At 28.3% G+C, this 16975-nt stretch carries 15 protein-coding genes; 3 read left to right on the top strand and 12 right to left on the bottom strand.

Features of this window, described 5'->3' with window-relative positions; genetic code table 11:
* Window positions 1–2 precede the first annotated feature (2 nt).
* From BB_RS00480 to murI, 3 genes are read right to left on the bottom strand one after another with little or no spacing between them, the layout of a single operon-like run.
* Window positions 3–2345 (bottom strand): endonuclease MutS2, encoded by a 2343-nt coding sequence (locus BB_RS00480; RefSeq protein ID WP_010889681.1) that lies wholly within the window; start codon window positions 2343–2345, stop codon window positions 3–5.
* Complete coding sequence (rsgA, locus tag BB_RS00485) at window positions 2335–3258, bottom strand: ribosome small subunit-dependent GTPase A (RefSeq protein WP_002556701.1); 924 nt, start codon at window positions 3256–3258, stop codon at window positions 2335–2337. The genes BB_RS00480 and rsgA overlap by 11 nt, the downstream gene beginning before the upstream one ends.
* Window positions 3255–4040, bottom strand: coding sequence for a glutamate racemase (gene murI / locus BB_RS00490; protein ID WP_010889682.1), 786 nt, complete (start codon window positions 4038–4040; stop codon window positions 3255–3257). Before murI ends, rsgA begins: the two co-directional genes overlap by 4 nt.
* Before the next feature lie 168 nt (window positions 4041–4208).
* Here murI and asnS point away from each other — a divergent pair, with 168 nt between their 5' ends.
* Both asnS and BB_RS00500 read left to right on the top strand, forming a co-directional pair.
* Window positions 4209–5597, top strand: coding sequence for an asparagine--tRNA ligase (asnS, locus tag BB_RS00495; protein ID WP_002665039.1), 1389 nt, complete (start codon window positions 4209–4211; stop codon window positions 5595–5597).
* A 22-nt stretch (window positions 5598–5619) separates the two neighbouring features.
* Window positions 5620–6141, top strand: a complete 522-nt coding sequence (locus BB_RS00500) for a hypothetical protein (RefSeq protein ID WP_002656934.1) — start codon at window positions 5620–5622, stop codon at window positions 6139–6141.
* On the opposite strand, the gene BB_RS00505 is transcribed toward BB_RS00500, so the two are convergent.
* The 7 genes from BB_RS00505 to BB_RS00535 form a co-directional block, all read right to left on the bottom strand.
* Window positions 6138–6731 (bottom strand): phosphoribosyltransferase, encoded by a 594-nt coding sequence (locus tag BB_RS00505; RefSeq protein WP_002657101.1) that lies wholly within the window; start codon window positions 6729–6731, stop codon window positions 6138–6140. The two genes, BB_RS00500 and BB_RS00505, sit on opposite strands and share 4 nt — an antisense overlap.
* Before the next feature lie 185 nt (window positions 6732–6916).
* Window positions 6917–8341, bottom strand: coding sequence for a DegQ family serine endoprotease HtrA (gene htrA / locus BB_RS00510; RefSeq protein ID WP_002656852.1), 1425 nt, complete (start codon window positions 8339–8341; stop codon window positions 6917–6919).
* 66 nt (window positions 8342–8407) lie between these two features.
* Complete coding sequence (map, locus tag BB_RS00515) at window positions 8408–9163, bottom strand: type I methionyl aminopeptidase (RefSeq protein ID WP_010889683.1); 756 nt, start codon at window positions 9161–9163, stop codon at window positions 8408–8410.
* On the bottom strand, window positions 9156–10823 hold the full coding sequence (locus BB_RS00520; RefSeq protein WP_038376999.1) for a tetratricopeptide repeat protein: 1668 nt from the start codon (window positions 10821–10823) through the stop codon (window positions 9156–9158). Before BB_RS00520 ends, map begins: the two co-directional genes overlap by 8 nt.
* On the bottom strand, window positions 10810–11238 hold the full coding sequence (gene nusB, locus BB_RS00525; protein ID WP_010889684.1) for a transcription antitermination factor NusB: 429 nt from the start codon (window positions 11236–11238) through the stop codon (window positions 10810–10812). Before nusB ends, BB_RS00520 begins: the two co-directional genes overlap by 14 nt.
* A gap of 37 nt (window positions 11239–11275) precedes the next feature.
* Entirely contained in the window at window positions 11276–12286 is a 1011-nt protein-coding gene (locus tag BB_RS00530) for a peptidylprolyl isomerase (RefSeq protein WP_002655997.1), read from the bottom strand.
* 79 nt (window positions 12287–12365) lie between these two features.
* A complete protein-coding gene (locus BB_RS00535) occupies window positions 12366–13562 on the bottom strand; it encodes an acetyl-CoA C-acyltransferase (protein WP_010889685.1) in 1197 nt (398 codons plus the stop codon).
* 136 nt (window positions 13563–13698) lie between these two features.
* On the opposite strand from BB_RS00535, the gene BB_RS00540 reads away from it, so the two are divergent.
* On the top strand, window positions 13699–15063 hold the full coding sequence (locus tag BB_RS00540; protein ID WP_002656911.1) for a hypothetical protein: 1365 nt from the start codon (window positions 13699–13701) through the stop codon (window positions 15061–15063).
* Between the two features lie 3 nt (window positions 15064–15066).
* Here BB_RS00540 and dnaB read toward each other — a convergent pair whose 3' ends face one another.
* Both dnaB and rplI read right to left on the bottom strand, forming a co-directional pair.
* Window positions 15067–16434 carry a replicative DNA helicase gene (dnaB, locus tag BB_RS00545; protein ID WP_002656583.1) on the bottom strand — a complete coding sequence of 456 codons (1368 nt, stop codon included), beginning with the start codon at window positions 16432–16434 and terminating at the stop codon, window positions 15067–15069.
* A 3-nt stretch (window positions 16435–16437) separates the two neighbouring features.
* Complete coding sequence (gene rplI, locus BB_RS00550) at window positions 16438–16959, bottom strand: 50S ribosomal protein L9 (protein ID WP_002656726.1); 522 nt, start codon at window positions 16957–16959, stop codon at window positions 16438–16440.
* Between the last annotated feature and the right edge of the window lie 16 nt (window positions 16960–16975).

Genomic DNA, 16975 nt, shown 5'->3' on the forward strand with positions numbered 1-16975 from the left:
AATTAAATCTCAACTATGGTTTTTCCAGACCCTCCATCACTAGGGTGAGCAAAATAATATTTTCTAATAAACTTCAATTCTTTTAATAAATTGTGAACTTCTCTCATAAGATGGCCCTCCCCTTTTCCATGAATGATCTCAAATTTATTAATACCATTTAATATAATATTATCTATTTTCTTATTCAAAAAGTCTAGAGCATCAACAGACCTCATACCCCTAATATCAATGGTAAAGCTTAATAAATTTTCCTTATTATAATCAATTGAAAAGTTAAAATTTTTTCCATTCTCTTTTTTTTCTTTAAAGTTTTCCAAAGATATCTCTGAGCTAGAAACACTAACATTAAAAGCACCTACATTAACGGTGATCTTCTTTTTTGAGATCCCGACTATTTTTCCTTTTGCATTAGAATTAACTATTCTAACCTTGTCTCCTATTTTAAAATCTGCAACTACATTTCTCTTATTGTTAAGAGAATTCACTTTATTTGTCTTGAGGTCTACATTTTTTTCCAAATCTGATATAAAAGCTTTATTCTTTGCAACATTAATATTGCCCTCTTTTATTTCTCTAACCAAATTTTCTAAAACTTTTCTTGAATTTTTTAAAAATTCATTCTGCTCATTTAAAAGCTTTGTCTCAATATTTTTTTCCCTTAATAAAAGATCTTGATAAAAATTTTCTAGCTCTTTTTCTTGCAATTCTATTTGGATTAATTTCTTATCCATACTTTCTTTAATTAAAAGCAAATCTTTTTCTTTTTCTATTAATTTTTCTAAAATTTCATTAATTTCTGTTTTTTGAGATGAATAAATTTCATTAGCACGAATTACTATGCTCCTGTCAATCAAAGCCTTGCTAGCAACATTAAACGCATAACTTTCACCAGGAATGGAAAAAATTAAATTATAATTGGGCTGCATTGTCTCTAAATCCATCCGCATAGAAGCATTAACAACACCTTCATGGGTATATGCAAAATATTTAAGAGCATTATAATGAGTTGATATTAAAACATAAGAATTAATATTGATCAAATATTCAAGAATTGAAATAGCAAGCGCCTGACCTTGATCAATGTCTGTTCCTGAGCAAAATTCATCAAATATTACAAGGCTATCTTTTGTAGTATGTTTTAAAATATAAGAAATATTGCTCATATGGCTTGAAAAAGTTGAAAGAGAATTAGAAATTGACTGCTCATCACCAATGTCAATAAAAATGTTATCAAAAATTTTAAAAGTGCTAGACTCACCAACAACAATAGGGATCCCAAATTGAAACATTGCACTAAGTAGTCCAATTGTCTTTAAAGTTACCGTTTTTCCACCAGCATTAGGACCAGTAATAATTACAACACGATTCTCAGCAGGAGTAAAAGTTATTGCCTTTGAATCCTTTAACAAAGGATGGTGTGCATCAAAAATATTTAATACATTTGAAATCTCGGGAAATACCCCTTTAGTTTTGATTCCATAAATCGCTCGAGCTTTTAAAGAATCATAATACAAAAAATTATTATAAAGGTTATCTAAAAGAACAATGTTGCTATGAACTTTAGCAGAAAGATTTCGTAAAATTTTTAAAATTATTCTTTCTTTTTCTAAGCTCAAATAATTTAACCTGTTGTTAGCATTTACAATATCGTTTGGCTCAATATAAAATGTTTCACCTGATGACGAAATAGAAATAATATTACCCTTAATTTTGCCTTTAAAATTAGACTTAAGAGCAAGGGTATATTTATTCGATTTATAACAAACAAAATTAGAAGTCAAATATTCTGCGTTCAAACTAATTATTTTTTTTATCTGATTTTCAACTCGTCTATTTAAATTTTTAATTTCAAATTCAATCGAATCATATTCTTTTACAACACCACTTTTCAATTCAAGAGCATCAACATCTATATGTTCTTTCAATTCATTAAGCAAATTTTTTAGCTCTGGGTTTAAAAATAATAAATCAGATAAAATCTGAACATTAAGATGCTTGATATCACTATTTTTATGCAAAAATAAATTTATTCTTAAAACCTCATCTAAAAACACTATAATATCTCTCAAATTTTCAATAGAAACTCTTGAATTTTCTTTTAATAATAATGAAATGGGATATTTTAAACTATTTATAAAAGAATTTGGATATCCTTTGCAACTTTCAAAAAGCATTCTAATCAGACTTACAAAGGAGAATATTTTCTCTAAACTTTCTTTTGTTTTTAATATTTTTTGATTACTTAGTAAATTAACAGTATCCGGATTAGAAACGTATTTAGATACTAAAGATAAAATTTCATAAAAGTCAATATTTTTTAAATATTTATCTTGTTCATCTTGCATAATTTTTATAATTTTTAAGCTCTGACAAAATCTTTAAATAGCTTTCGTATCTAAGTTTAGAAATTCCATTATCCAAAGAACTTGTAACAGAACAATAAGGTTCGCTAACATGCAAACAGGATTTATATTTACAAAAACTAGCAAAATTTTCAAACTCTTTAAAATAATACTTAAGATTCTCAAAGGGTAATGTTTCAATTCCAAACTCCTTTATTCCTGGAGTATCAACTATTATTCCGCTATCAGAATGAAATGATATTGAATAAACGGTAGTATGTTTTCCCCTAGAATACTTATGTGAAATTTCATTTACCGATTGAGAAGCTCTTGAATCAATCAAATTTATCAAAGAAGATTTACCAACGCCAGACTGGCCAATAAAAGAAGTTCTTGAATTTTTCAAAACCTCTTTTACTTCTTTAATGCCCTCATAAGTTTTAACAGAAGTTTTTAAAACCTTGTATCCTAGATTTTCATAAATTTCAGAAAATTCTTGTGCCTTTTGGCTTATTCCTTTGTCAATTTTATTAATCACAATAATAGGAACAATATTTTGTTCTTCTGCAACAATAAGAACTCTGTCAATAAAGAAATTTTTCATCTCAGGAAAATTAGCAGAACTTACAATCAAAACATTATCAATATTAGAAACAATTGTCTGTCTAAGATCTGCTTTCTTATTGTAACGCCAAAGAATATTTTTCCTGCTTAATCGCTTATCAATATACACTTTGCGAGAACTATAAATATATCCTAAGACTATATCCCCCGGAACTAAAGGACTGTACTCCTTGCAACCTGTTTCTAATACCTTACCCTTAAAAATTCCTTCATAAATTAACTTACTGTTAAGCTCTAAAATAGAATATATATTATTAACTCCCCAAATAACTTCAAATTCAAGATAATTCAAACTATCATTCCCTTAAAGCGAAGATTATATTTTTTGCAAAAATTTTGATAAAAAGTCAAATTTTTATTTTCGGTCAAATAAAACTCATCATCTACAAAATCAAAATCATTCTTATAATAATTACCTTTGTGTTCAGAAAAATTCATTGATCTAATAAGATTTTTTACCACTAATTCACGATTCTCATAAACAGGAATTTTTAAAAAATCTTCTATCATTACCTTAAGATGCAAATAATGCGTGCATCCAAGAAAAACAATTTCTCTACCAGTATTTACAACTTCAAATTTTAAAGCTTCTAAACATCTAAGAGCATATTTTTTGTAATTCTCTCCATATTCAACAAAATTAACAAGCTCTCCAGCAGCTTTTACAATCAAATCATTATGTATATTTACTTGATCCTTAACAAATTTGCTTTCAAGAGTAGTATTTGTTGCAATCAAAAGAACTCTTTTTAAAACAAGATCTGAAACTGAACTTACATCTGGCAAAGTATAGACTACTGGAAAAACAAAATTTAATTTATTGTATACACTAACAGAAATTGTATTACAAGCCAAAACTAATGCACCAATATTATAGATTTTTTTAAGCTTCTCAATCAAAAACAAAACTGCTTCTAGAAGATATTCAGGACTTTTTTCTCCATAAGGGAAATTTTTATTATCGGCAACATAAACATATTGGCATCCCCCTATTCTACTTTTAATATATTTAAAATAAGAAAGCCCTCCTATTCCTGAATCAAAAATAATTATTACTTCTTTGAAATTTTTCATTACAAAATAATAATCACCCCTAAAAAGTAAAGTATAAATATTAACAAAGTTAATATCAAGAATTAAAATAATAAAAATTGTTAAATGTTTTTTTTAAAAAAAGTTTTAAGCTATAATAAAATTGATTTAACAATATTAATAAGTTAAGTATTTAGGATGATAAATAAAATGTTTGCAAGCATTAAAGATATTTTAAAAAACCCAATTTTAAACAGCAATGTTACAATAAACGGCTGGATTAGAACCAAAAGAAGTAATGGCAAAATTGGATTTATAGAAATTAATGATGGTTCAACGCTTAAAGGAATTCAAGCTGTAATAAACGAAGAAGAAAATCAATTTAGTGAAAAAGATCTAAAAAAATTAACAACAGGAACAAGTATATCGTTAACGGGCCTATTAGTAGAAAGTCCTGCAAAAGGGCAAAATTATGAAATAAAAACACATAGTTTTAATGTAATCGGGGAAACAGACCCAGAAACTTACCCATTGCAAAAGAAAAGACATTCTTTTGAATTTTTAAGAGAAATACCCCATTTAAGAATACGAACCAACACATTTGGAGCTATTGCTAGGGTAAGAAACAAAATTTCATACAAAATTCATGAATATTTCCAAAAAAATGGTTTTTTTTATATTAATACACCAATAATTACATCAAATGATGGGGAAGGTGCTGGAGAAATGTTTAGGGTTTCCACACTAAAATTTAATAAACTAAACAATGCACTTAGCAATATTGATTTTAAAGACGATTTTTTTGGAAAAGAAGCTTTTCTCTCTGTCACTGGTCAATTGCATGGGGAAGCATATGCAATGGCTTTATCTAAAATATATACATTCGGACCAACATTTAGAGCAGAAAATTCTAACACCACACGCCACGCTTCAGAATTTTGGATGATAGAACCAGAAATGGCTTTTTATAAGCTTAACGACAATATTGCCCTAGCAGAAGATCTCTTGAAATATCTTTTAAGTTCAATTTTAAACGAATGCTCACAAGATATGGATTTTTTAGAAAATTACATTGAAAAAGGTTTAATTAAAAAACTAGAAAATGTAATAAATTCAAATTTTGAGGTTATTACCTATACTAAAGCAATTGAAATTCTTGAAAACTCAAAAAAAAATTTTGAAATAAAACCTTACTGGGGAATAGATTTGCAAACAGATCACGAAAGATACCTAACAGAAGAGACTTTTAAAAAACCGGTAGTGGTCATTGATTATCCAAAAAATTTCAAAGCATTTTACATGAAAGCAAATAAAGACAATAAAACTGTTAAAGGAATGGACATACTTGTTCCAAAAATTGGAGAGATTATAGGGGGAAGCGAAAGAGAAGATGACCTTCAAAAATTAGAAAATAGAATAAAAGAATTAAACTTAAACATTGAACATCTAAACTGGTATCTTGATCTAAGAAGATTTGGCTCGGCTCCTCATTCTGGCTTTGGACTTGGACTTGAAAGATTGGTGCAATACTCAACAGGAATATCTAATATAAGAGATTCAATACCATTCCCAAGGACTCCTAAAAATCTTTATTTTTAATCAAAAGAAAGGAAACAAAAAGATGAAATTACCAAAACTTTACAAATTAATACTACTCTTTCTTTTTACAACAAGATTGTTTTCAGTAAAAGATGAAAAATCAGACAATAAATTGGAATTATTTTCAAACGTAGAAACAAAAATCAAAAAAAATTCTAAAAATTACGACTCAAATTCAAACAGCAAAAAGATCAAAAAAGAATCAATTTTAAAAAGAGATACAAACAGCGAAAAAAATATAAATTCCAATATATACATACAAAAATCAAAAAAAATTAATTACCCCAACAGAAATTTAGGCAATAATATCAATCAAAAAACTGCAAATGATGTAAATTTTACAAAAACTAGTTATGTTAAAGTTTATCCCAACTATAAAGACGATAACTTTCAAGAAATTAAAAATGCTAATAAATTTCCAGCTAAAACCGAAAAAACTCACATGCTAATCGGCCCAATATTAAAAGATAATCTAGGAATAATAATTAAAATGCTAAAAACAAAGGGATACACTTTAATAGAATACATAGAGGACAATAATTAAGATTTATTTTTTGCCAAAAATTTTAAAATCTCATTAAGCTCATCATCTATGTATTTGAAACTATTCTTATATTCACTTTCATTTAATCCTGTCAGCTCATGATTTCCATAATGAATCCAAGTATTTAATTCTTCTTGGTTAGAATATTTATTAACATAATAATCAGGAATATAATCTACAAATCCATGATCCTTATAATCGTAAACTGCTATTTTAACATTTTCACTCTCTATGCCTTTTTTTAAAACTTCATTTCTCAAATAAACAATAGTACGACCTGTATCAAAAATGTCATCAACAAATAAAACTTTATCGCCTGCCCTTAAATATTTTGGATCATAAGTCCAGCCATCTATCATTATCTTTTTTTGCTCATTAAAAATATCATAAGATCTAGCAACAACAGCAGCATATAAAAGAGGTTTATCTACTTTTACAAATTTAAAAAATTCGCTAATAATATTGCCAAGATAGGCCCCTCCTCTCAGAGAGACATACATAATATCTGGAATAAATCCATCTTTATAAATTTTATAAGCAAGCTTAAATCCATTAATTCTTATCTCTTCATAAGAAACATATTTCTTCATAATTCAAACTTATTCCTTTTATTCTTTCCTAATAACAATAAAATTTATTTAATCAAAATATTTTAACTTGCAAATTAACACACAAATATTTGCATAAAATAAAATCATTACAATCTAAAAGCTTTACAATTATATGTAAAACAAAAAAGGGCTAAGATCAACTCTTAACCCAAAACTAAAATTTACTAAAATGTAATTTTAAAAGAATCGTTTCCTCTCAAAATTTTATAAGTATTTTTTCCAACCTCAAGAGCATCATAAAATTCTCTTAAATTAGAAACACTTTTTGAATTTACAGAAAGAATTACATCTCCTGATTTCATTTTAATATTTGATGCTAAATTTTTATCAATATAATCAACAACAACACCTTTAATCCAATTTCTTAAATTAAGCTGAGCTTTAATATCCTCAACCAATGGATACACAACAAAGCCTGGAAGCATCTTTGAAGAAGAAAGCTCTTTATCCTTAGGTCTAACAGCAAGAACAATCTCAATATTTTTTTTGACATTGCCTCTTAAGATTTCTACATTTACTTTCTCACCAGCATAAAAATCACTAATATATGATGTAACATCTTGAAAAACGCTCATGGAAACCCCATTAACCTTCATAATAATATCCCCTGCCCTAAGCCCTGATTTAACAGCGGGTGAACCCGGATAAAGAGAAGCAATAATTGCAGCTGAAACATCATTACTTTCAACCCCTAAGCTTTTTAGCACCTCAGAATCTCTTGTCTTTAGCGGATAAAAAGAAATTCCAAGCCAAGCCGATTCAATTTTTTTACCTTTAAGGAAAAAATCTACAGTGCTTTTAATATTGTTAACAGGAATTGCAAAACCCAACCCAATATTTCCGCCAGAATTTGAAGCTATCCAAGCATTAATTCCAATAACCTCGCCCTTTATATTTACAAGAGGACCACCTGAATTACCCCTGTTGATTGCAGCATCGGTTTGAATAAACAGATTCCTTGATTGCAAATTAGGATTTGCAGAACGTTGCAATCCACTTACAATACCTGCTGTAACTGTAAAACTAAATTGAAAAGGGCTGCCCACTGCCATAACCCAATCACCTATTTCAAGCTTATCACTATCTCCAAGATCAGCTACTTTAATAGTTGCGTCATCACTTTCAAAGCTAATAAGGGCAATATCCTTTTTTTCATCTTTGCCAATTAACTTAGCCTTGTGCTTTTTTTTATCATAAGATACAACTTCAAGTTCAGTTGCCTTATCTACCACATGACTATTCGTAACCACATAAAATAATGATTTTTTTTGAGAATCTCTACCAATTATTACTCCAGACCCCGCCCAATTGCTTTTTCTCTCAGAATCAAATTCTGGCATATCAAAAAAGAAAAATGGAATAGGAAAACTCTGCTTGATTACCCCTGTTGCATGAACTTCCACAGATGATGGTAAAATTTTCTTGGAAACCTCTCTAAAAGAATCTTGTAAGGCTCGTACGGTATTGTCCTTTTCTTCTGCAAAAACAATGTTGCTTCTATTAGAAGCTAAATAATGCATCCCAATAAAAAATCCAATACTCAAAGCCAAAAAACTAAGAAGAAATCCAGAAAAAAACTTTTTTTCCACTTTTATAACCTCCACATAATTACTCAATTTTATAAATAATATTTAAATATTTGATTAATTTAAAATTTAAACTTCACTTAAAATTAAAGGCAATCCATCAACAACAGCAACAGTATGTTCAAAATGTGCAGAATAACTAAGATCAGATGCAAAAACAGTCCAACCATCACTTTTTATTGAAACCTTGTGCCCCCTTAAGTTTACCATAGGCTCAATAGCCAAAACCATACCCTCTTGAATTCTAATATTTTTAAAAAAAGGAGCATAATAATTTGGAACACTTGGTTCTTCGTGAAGTTCAAATCCAACACCATGGCCTGTATATTCTCTAACTATTCCAAAACCAAACGGCTTTATATAATCTTCTATTGCCTTTGATATATTTAAAATTCTATTTCCAACTTTCATCTCAGCGATACCCTTGTAAAGAGAGGCATTTGTAACTTCTAAAAGTTTATCGATACTAGAATCTACATTTCCAACCTTAAAAGTTTTTGCCATATCGCTATAAAACCCATCAAGAATAACCCCACAGTCAATACTAACAATATCCCCATCCGCTAATTTTCTTTTTCCGGGAATGCCGTGAATAACCTCTTCATTAACAGATGCGCAAATAGTGCCCTTAAACCCACGATATCCCTTAAAAGCAGGCTTAGCTCTATTTTTAATAATAAAATCATAGGCTATCAAATCAAGCTCCTTGGTGCTAATACCAGGAACAATATTTCTCTCAACTTCTAACAAAGTAAGCGCTAACAAACTTGCTGAAGCTTTTATTTTTTTAATCTCATCTTTAGATTTCAATCTTAGTTTAGTCAAAATTCAAATTCCTTTCTCTAAGTGTATCTATCATATTTTTATAAAGCCTTCCTTCATCGGTTTCGTAAAAAGAATAAGAAGCCAAAATAGACTCTTTGCCTTTTTCCATTTTTCCTAAATAAAGATAATTAATTCCTTGTTTTAAGTAGATTTTTGATACAAGCTCACGCTCATAGGGGGTAGTAGAATCTTTATCGTAAAAACTACTAGGCAATAAAGATATTCCTTTATTAAAATATCTTTCCGCTTCTTCATAGTCTTTTTCAGAAAAGCTCAAAACTCCAAGATTATAATAAATTCCAAACATATATTTTTGAGATTTATTGTCAAAAATTATCTTTTTTGAACTAATAAAATCTCTTTTAAGGAAATAATAATAAAATTTATAAAAATCATACCAATCTTGTTTATTTTCAGAAAAATTATAAATTCTGAAAAATAAATCCAAGTCCTTTAAATCTGAATAAAGTAGCAAATTCCAAGCCAAAAATTGAGCAATACTAGAATTATACTCAGTCTTATAAAATAATCGCCACAAATAAGATTTTTTTGCCTCATACTTAGAATTTGCATAATTTAATGCAAAATAAAGTTTAAAAAATAACGGATCTTCCTTATAATTAGCTATAATTTCATTAGCTTTAAAATAATTTTTAATTCCAAAGTATATGTTTGCTAAATAATAATTTATTATCTTATTATCTTTAAATACCTCATTAGCCTTATTTAAATAAGAAATTGCTCTTTTATAATCATTCTCACTATTAGCTATGAGTGCAAGATTTAAATAAACAAGAACATTGTAATCAGGAAATCTTGTATAAAGCTTTAAATATTCATTCTTAGCATTCTTAATATCTCCTTTTTTAAAATAAGCATCGGCAAGCAAAAAAAGTAAAGTGGGATCTTCTTCATTTTTAATGGACTTAAGATTGGAAATTGTATAATCTAAATCATTAAGATTATATGAAATATATGCAAGTTCTTTTAAAAAACTTTTGTCTTCTTTGATTCTAAAAAGTATACGCTTAGCAGAATCTATGTTTTTTTTCTCTATATACAAAAGCATTGCATTTATTAAAAATGCATTATTTTTAAGATTTAAACCTATCTCTTCAAAAATACGAGCATCCTTTTCTTTATAGATTTTATCAATAAATTTGTTAAAATCTAAAATACCATTATCTGAACTTAAATTTTTAATAAAAACTTCATCATAAAGACCTTGATACTCTTCGCTATTTAAAAGATATTCATTTGCAATTCTATAAGCATCTTTTAAAAGCCCAATTTTAAGCTTAGAATAAACTTCCAAAGCTCTTAATTTCAAATTCCCCGGCAAAACTTTAACACCAAGATTTACTATTTCCCCCATAAGATGATAATCACCTGTATTTAAAGCCCAAAGTTTAGCTCTTTTAGCAAGGGCTAGCCATTTAAATTCAGTATTAGCATAATATGATGAAAATAGCATTGCTTTTTTAGCATCAGCAAATTTTTTTTTATCAATATAAAAATCAATTCCCATAATAAGTTTGCTAAAATCTTTCTCACCTTTTAGAAGATATAAAATATTGGGATCGAAATAGAAATAAAAGCCACCTAAAAAAACTGATAATAAGAATAATGAAATGAACACTAAAGTTTTATTTTTTTTCAATACCACTCTCCATATTTTTAAGCAAAGCATCAAGTATACCATTTATAAACTTATAAGAGTTTTTACTGCCATATTTCTTGGCAATCAAAATTGCCTCATCAATTATAGCACGTTTTGAATTTTCAAAATTTTGGAACTTCAAAGAATAGACGCCCATCCTAAGTATTGCAAGATCAACCTTATCCATGCGTTCTAAAGACCAATTCAAAGAAATATCCCTAATGAGGCTATCAATATGCTCTAAATTATCAAAAGTACCAATTACCAAAGAAGAGTAAAACGACTTAATAGACTCATTTTCTATGTCTAAATCTTTATCTTCAATATTAAAAATATCAAAAATATCGTCCATTGCGCTTTGATTAATATCAATGCTATAAATCTTTTGAAAAGCTAAAACTCTAACTTCATGCATTAAATCCATAATAAAATTATATAAATAAAAATATGTTTTATTTTAGACTAGAATCCAAGATTTGTATATTTGCAGACTTGTTAAGCTTACCATACATATCTTGCTGTACTTGAACAACAATTTGCTGTTGTTGAACATTAATCATGTTATTTCTTATTGCATCTTTGACAATCAAATCTGCAGTAGGAGACACTTTATCATTCAAACCTAAAAATCTCTGAGCATATTTTTCTGTAACTTTAACAATATGAAACCCTTCCTTTGAAGCAATAGGCGAAGATATATCACCCTTATTAAAATTAAAAACCTCTTTCACAAAATCGGCTCCAAGAAGATTTTGAGCATTTTGATCACCTCTTGATAAAAACCCAAGATCACCATTTTTAGCCTTAGAAGATTCGTCATTTGAATATTTTCTTACAGCTTCTTCAAAAGTAATTTTTTTTGATCTTATTTGGCTTAAAATATTTTTTGCTTGATCTAAAACATCTGATCTTTTTTTATCTTTAGTAGAAAAAAAGATATGACTAACTCTTGAAATATCGGGATTTACAAACTTAGTTTTATTAGCCTCATAATACTCAACAATTTCTTTCTCACTAGGAGTTTTAATTTCAGAAAACTTAGGCTGAGCTTGCTTTAAAACAAGCTTTTGAGAAGACAGAGATCTTTTCATTGAAGACAAAAGCTCGCCCCAATTTGTACCTTGTTTTTCTATCATTTGCTTGATTTGTTCATCAGTAAAATTCACAAGCCCAAATTGAGTTCTAATTGTTTGCATAACCTCATCATCTGAGATTTTAATTCCTTGCTTTGAAGCCTCTTGACTAAAAAGAACATCTGCTATTAAAACTTGCAGAACTTGCTTTTTCTCAGCATCAGTTAAGTCTCTACCTTGGGTCTTTTTAAATATATCAACCTTAGAATCAAAACCAGTTTTAGTAATAATTTCATTCTTATATAAATTAATAATAGCAACAGGAGTATTTTGAGCAAAAGAGCTAATCCCTACAGTTCCCAATATTACCCAAAATAAAAAACTCTTCATAACATAACCTCTTATTAAAGAATCACTTACCCACTAATTTAACAAAATTTTACATTTAAATCTAGTTAATAAAACATTTTCATCTATACAAAAAACTAGAAATTCCTTGTCCGCCACCAATACAAACAGATGCTATCCCTTTTGTTTTATTCTTCATTTTCATAGAGCGAGAAAGTGTTAATAAAATTCTTGAACCGCTAACGGCAAATGGATGCCCCAAAGCAATAGCACCACCATTTACATTAATAATATCGCTAGTTATATTGTATTTTTTAAACAAGGCCTTTTCAATGCTTAATGCTTGAGCTGCAAATGCCTCATTTACCTCAATCAAATCTATTTCGCTAGGATTTAAACTTAATTTACTAATAATGCCTTCAATAGCCATATAAGCTCCAAAACCCATATAAAGTGGATCAAGCCCCACGCTTTTAAATCCTCCAATATAAGCTAATGGACTTAACCCCAAGCTTTTTACTCTTTCCTCACTTGCTAAAATTAAAAAACAAGCACCATCATTTAAACTTGAAGAATTTCCGGCAGTTACTGTGCCTGATTCTTTAAAAACAGGATTAAGAGATGCTAGCTTATTTAAAGTTAAATTATCTCTTATTTCCTCATCACTTGAGATAGTTACGCTAGAGTTGGTCTTCTTATCAAAAACAGTCAGGGGATAAATTTCATCCTCAAAATATCCAAGCTCTCTTGCCTTTAATGCCTTTACATGAGAATTATATGCAAATTCATCTTGCATTTCTCTTGTTATTCTATATTTTTCTGAAAGATTTTCAGCCGTAAGCCCCATAGAAATAAAATTCAGAGAATCTATTAAGGCGTCTTTTTGGATTGAATCTTCAATTCCAAAATTACCAAATTTAAGACCGTCAAATCTAATCTTTCTAGGTAATAAATAAGGAGAATTGGTTAAATCTTCAACTCCTCCAGCTAAAACAATATCATTGTCTCCAAGGGCAATAGAATTAAATGCAAGCTCCAAGGCCTTAAGCCCAGAACCACAAACTTTATTAACGCTAAATGCAGGCACAGTATCGCCTAAGTCAGACTTTAAAGCAATTTGTCTTGCAATATTTTGACCAAGTCCCGCAGATATTACATTACCAATAATAACCTCATCCACTTTGTATAACTTATTTCTTTCAAGCAAAGCTTTAACAACTTTTGAAGATTCATCAATAATATTTAAACCCTTAAAAGAACCTCCAAACTTGAAATTGGGTGTTCTAAGTCCATCAATAATAGCTACCTTTTTTATCACAATTACTCCTAAAGTCTTAATAAACTTATTGAATTATACAATACAATAGATCATATAAAAACTAAGTTTATTTAATAAAAATAAACTATTTAACCTGAATTATTTAATAAACAAGCTAAAATGTTATAATTTTAAAATGCGGTTTAAAAAAATATTTTTAATAATATTTATAATTTCTAATTTAAAAGTTTATTCTTATAATTATGCAATCCAATATAAAAATGAAGGTATTGACAAATATTATTTTGAAATACTAAATGATGGATTCGGATTTTCATTAAGCGATTTTTTTGATGACTTGAGAAGTGGTTCTCTTATTTTTACCTATGTTTCAAAATACAATTTTATAATAAATTTAGAAGCACACATGTTAACCTATAGGGGTTATAAAGACTCTCCGAAATCTTTAATTAGTAGAACAGACTTAATTGAAATAGGCTTCATGTACTATTTTCCAATTTTATTGCTAATTAATGGAAAAAATTTTGGAGAAATAGACTTGGGAATTGGAGTTAAAAACTTATTATTTGGAGACTGGGGAGGGCATTTAATGCAAAGCATAATTCACCTCATTTTAAATCAACACCGTCCAATTCCAAGTATAAAAAGCTACGACAGCTACAATTATAGAGGATTTTTAAGCTTTGCTCTAAATTACTCTTACATGAATTTTTTAAATTTAGAAAATTATATGGACTTATCTTATTTTGCAGATTATTTTATTAAAAACAGTATTGGAATTACCTTAAAAAATGAAAATATTGGATTTGATATAAAACTTTATTCCCAAATTCAAAATCAAATCAAAAGCCTCAAAACATATTCAAAAACACAAGAAGCAGAAACAGGAATTGGAATAAATTATCAATTTTACTCTAAAAATTTTTTCATAACCAATAATTTAAACATTAAAAATTTTTCAACCAAAGAAAATTTCTTAAGCGTTGGGGGATTTGGAATAATCATTACACCTGAAGAATACAAAAAAATATCAGAATCAAATAATGAATTTAATGTTATAAGTAATAATTTTTACTTTGGATTTGATATTATGATCCCATTAAAAATAAGAAATTCATTATTTTATAAAATAAATGAAAACATCAACCATTACTTTTCAATATCAACAAATTATTACACTAATTATAATGAAACTAATAGCTTTACAAATCAATTATCATCAGGCATCATGTATGAATTTTTACCACAAAAAACATTCAATCCTTACCTAATTTCGGGATTATTTTTTGCCTATAATCAAAACAATAAAGATATCAAAAGCATCTCAAGACCAATAAGAATAAAAAACATTCTTCAAGTTGGAATTGAAAATGAATTAGGATTTTTGTTCAAAATGCTAAAATACCGCAACACTGAGTATATTTTCAAAATATATTCAAAAGTTAACTATATTCCTATAGCTTATAACTTAGATGAAAAAAAATTAGAAAAACATTCTATTAACTTTAATTATTTAGGAATTGGAATAGTCGTTAAATAACAACTAATACTGGTGGTCTTTGTTAACAAACTTAGTAATGTGTGGCAAAAATAATATATCTGCCCTACCTGTAGGGCCATTTCTATGTTTTGCTACAATAACCTTGGTTTCTATTGGTTCTATCTCAGCAGAAGACTCAAATTTAAAATCCTTATCCCTATGAAGTAAAATTACAATGTCAGCATCTTGCTCCAATGCTCCTGATTCCCTTAGACTAGCAAGATTAGGCTCACGCCCTTCCGTATCTCTTGTAAGCTGAGATAATGCGACAATAGGAATCTCAAGCTCTCTAGCAAGCTCTTTGAGAGATTTACTAATCGAAGCAACTTGTTCATGCCTTGGAAGATTTTTTGTTTCAAAAGAAATCAGACTGATATAATCAACAAATATTATATCTATACCATAAAATCGCTTAAGTTTTCTAGCTTGAGTTGCCAAAGTTAGCAAACTAATATTGGGAGTATCTTCAATATAAAGCTCAGAATCACTAATTTCATTTATAATATCATTTAATGATTTTATCTCTTGTCCAGATAAAATGCTATTTTGAACTTTAAAGCTATCAATACAAGACTGAGAAGATATTATTCTTTTTATTAAAGCATCTGCTGTCATTTCAAGGGAAAAAAATCCTACTTTTTTCTTTTCTTCTTTTCTTAATGCTATATAAGAAGCAATATTTAAAGCAAATGCCGTTTTACCGATGCTAGGACGAGCACCAACTATAATAAAATCACTATTTCTAAATCCCCCAATAAGAGAGTCGACCTTTCTAAAGCCACTTGGAATGCCAAAGTTTGCTTCTTTTTTCTTCATGCTGCGCTCATATATCTCATTATGAACACGTTCTGCAATAACTTTAGCATGATAGAGGTTCTTACTAGAATAATCTAACTCAATTGAAAGAATCTTTTGTTGAGATTCTTCAACAATCTCATTAATAGATTTTGTAGAATCATTTATATAGTCATTAAGCTCTTTAGAAACATTTAAAATGCTTCTGCGAACACTCTGTTCTTTTACAATTTTCGCATAAACATTTATAGTTCTATCTGTTGGCAAATAAACTGAAAGTGAATCTAAATAATCAGGCAAATTGATTAAATCTTTTTTAATCAAAAGTTGCGTTTTTGAAACATGCTTAGATACTTCTTCAAAAACAGTAATAGGATCAATATTTTCCCTTTTTTCATAAAGCGAAACCATTGCTTTGAAAATCAACTTATGAGTTTCATTGTAAAAATCATCAGCTCTTACATGAAAAGCAATTTGCTCTATCTTATCTGAATTATAAAATATACTAGAAATTACCGCTTTTTCTGCACCATCATTAAAAAGAAGTGCAGAATTCGAAAAAGCTGCTAAAGCCACAAACTACACCTCTGCTCTTTCACCTTGCTCATCTGCTTTATTCAACTTTTTACTTAAAGACTTTTTATCCTCTTGCTTTTTTTCTTTTTTTATCTCTACTTTAATAATAGAGCTAATACCTTCATAAAGCTTAATTGTCACATCATAAGTTCCAAAAGTCTTTAAAGTTCCATGATGTATATCTATTTTTTTTCTCTCTATATCAAAACCAAGTTTTAAAAGTTCATCAGCAATATTTAAACTATTAATACTATGAAACAATTTGCCAGAATCATTAGATTTCATAAAAAATTCTAATTTAACAAGATCAAGCTTGGATTTCAGATCGTTGGCCATTTGTTTTTTTGCTTCTTGCTTCTTCAATATTGATCTTCTTTTTTGATTAAAAATCTCAATATTATGTTTATTTGAAAAAACTGCAAAACCCTTGGGTAGTAAATAGTTTCTTGCAAATCCATCTCTTACCTCTACAGTATCTCCTTCTTTTCCAAGATTAATAAAATCTTCCTTTAAAATCACTTTCATAATTACCCCCCAAATA

The sequence above is a fragment of the Borreliella burgdorferi B31 genome (assembly GCF_000008685.2).
Taxonomy (GTDB): Bacteria; Spirochaetota; Spirochaetia; order Borreliales; family Borreliaceae; genus Borreliella; species Borreliella burgdorferi.